The following is a 2,133-nucleotide window of genomic DNA, read 5'->3' as shown; positions in this document are numbered from 1 at the left end:
TGTCTTCTCGGTGCTCGATCCGACCACGACCTATTCGTTGCCGCCGCGACAGATTGCCAACGGTGTCGTCGATGCGTTCGTTCATATCGTCGAGCAGTACCTGACCTACCCGGTGGACGCCAGGGTACAGGACCGTTTCGCCGAAGGCCTGCTGATCACGCTGACTGAAGTCGGCCCGCAAGCGCTCGCCGAGCCGCACAACTATGCGGTGCGAGCCAATCTGATGTGGACGGCAACGCTGGCTTTGAACGGTTTGATCGGCGCCGGCGTGCCGCAGGACTGGGCGACCCACATGCTCGGCCACGAGATCACGGCGCTGCACGGACTCGATCACGCACAGACGCTCGCCATCGTGCTGCCGGCCATGCTGAGCGTGCGCCGCGAGTCGAAACGCGGGAAGTTGCTGCAGTACGCCGAACGAGTCTGGAACATCACTGAAGGCAGCGAGGACGAACGTATCAGTGCGGCGATCACGGCGACGCGTGTGTTCTTCGAACGCATGTCGGTGGGAACCCGCTTGCGCGACTATCAGATCAGCGGCCAGTCGATCGGCACGCTGATCACGAAACTCGAAGAGCACGGGATGACGGCACTGGGCGAACGCGGCGACGTGACGCTCGACGTGAGCCGCAAGGTGTATCAGGTGGCCGTTTAATCCCGAACCGGAGAGAGTTCTGCAATGAAGTTCACTAAATTCCTGCTCGCGTGCGCCGCCTTCGCCTCAGTTTCCGGCGCGGCGCTTGCCGACGACGGCACGCTTGCGCCTCGCCAGGTGCCCGCGCGGACCATTCCGGTGCCGACGGAAGTCAGCCCCCAATTGCAAAGGCTCATCGGGGCGCCGCTGAACCCCGCCTGGAATGTCTTGTGGACGACGGGCGAGCAATGGAGAACGGCTGCCGACGCACAGGCCGCGAAGGTCATGCAAACGCTCCCGGCCATGCGCGAGCGTCTGGACGTGACGGTGCAGGCATCGACGATCAACGGCGTGAGGGTGCACATCGTGACGCCCAACCATATTCCGCCCGAACATCGCGACAAGGTGCTGATTCATATCCATGGCGGCTGCTACGAGCTTTACCCTGGAGAGTCGGGTACGGGAGAGGCCATCATCATGGCGGGTCTTGGACACTACAAGGTCATTTCGGTCGACTACCGCATGCCGCCCGAGGCTTATTTCCCCGCAGCGCTCGACGACGTCGAGAGTGTGTATAAGTCGGTGCTCCAGAGGAACGACCCAAAGAATGTGGGCGTTTTCGGGACCTCGGCCGGTGGCGCGCTCGTGCTCGAACTGATGCTGCGCGCGAGGCAGGAAGGGCTGAAAATGCCGGGTGCGATCGCACCTGGTACGCCGATGTCCGACCTGACGAAGACTGGTGACTCGTTCTACACGAATGAAAAGGTGGACAACGTCCTGGTGTCACCCAATGGGTTCTGTCACGCCGCGGCAGTTGTCTACGCGCACGGTCATGATCTGAAGGACCCGCTGCTCTCACCCGTGTACGGAGATATGCATGGCTTTCCGCCAGCGATCCTGACCACAGGAACACGCGACTTGCTGCTCAGCAACACGGTCCGTGTACACCAGAAGCTTCAGCAGTCCGGCGTCGATGCACAACTCGAAGTTTTCGACGGAATGTCGCACGCTCAGTACCAGATGGATGATCGTGTGCCCGAGGACAAAGCGGCATTCGCAGAAATCACTCAATTTCTCGATACGCACCTCAGCCATTGATCCCCATTCGAGAGGCGCGCTTTTGCTACTCTCGAATGGGATCGCTTTCCTGGCGTCGTGGGACGGCTTCATTCCGGCGAGGAGGGTCACATTATCGACCTCCTGCTGCGCGCCCATCGGGACAAGGCGGCAGCCCGGCGATACTTCGAGAGATCGATCGCGCAGAATGGCGTCTCGAGACGGGACCATCAACAGGAGTGATGCCGATTTCGCCGCGCTCGAAGCCATCGATGCCGAACGTGCAACACCCGTCAGGATCCGCCAATTCAGATATCTCAACAACTGGTTGAGCTGGACCATCGGGCGATCAAGCGTCGCATGCGACCCATGCTGGGATTCAAGACTTTCGCTGAGTCCGGATCCTGCTGGCCGCAACGAAGTCATGCACTTGATCGCCAAAA

General features: G+C 60.8%; 2 protein-coding genes and 1 pseudogene. All 3 read left to right on the top strand.

Features of this window, described 5'->3' with window-relative positions; all coding sequences use genetic code 11:
* On the top strand, positions 1-655 hold a 655-nt coding region (locus tag P0D73_RS46280; protein ID WP_408320686.1), incomplete at its 5' end, for a dehydroquinate synthase/iron-containing alcohol dehydrogenase family protein.
* Between the two features lie 24 nt (positions 656-679).
* Entirely contained in the window at positions 680-1,732 is a 1,053-nt protein-coding gene (locus P0D73_RS46275) for an alpha/beta hydrolase (RefSeq protein ID WP_408295125.1), read from the top strand.
* 84 nt (positions 1,733-1,816) lie between these two features.
* Positions 1,817-2,133, top strand: a pseudogene (locus P0D73_RS46270) (DDE-type integrase/transposase/recombinase); the annotation flags it as partial.

The sequence above is a fragment of the Paraburkholderia sp. RL18-101-BIB-B genome (genome assembly GCF_046026985.1).
In the GTDB taxonomy this organism is placed as follows: domain Bacteria; phylum Pseudomonadota; class Gammaproteobacteria; order Burkholderiales; family Burkholderiaceae; genus Paraburkholderia.
The sequence above is the reverse complement of the archived record's forward strand: the minus strand, read 5'-3'. Positions and strand labels throughout refer to the sequence as shown.

Coding starts and splice junctions, on each gene's coding strand:
- P0D73_RS46275 (WP_408295125.1), top strand. CDS start 680: ATGAAGTTCACTAAATTCCTGCTCGCGTGCGCCGCCTTCGCCTCAGTT.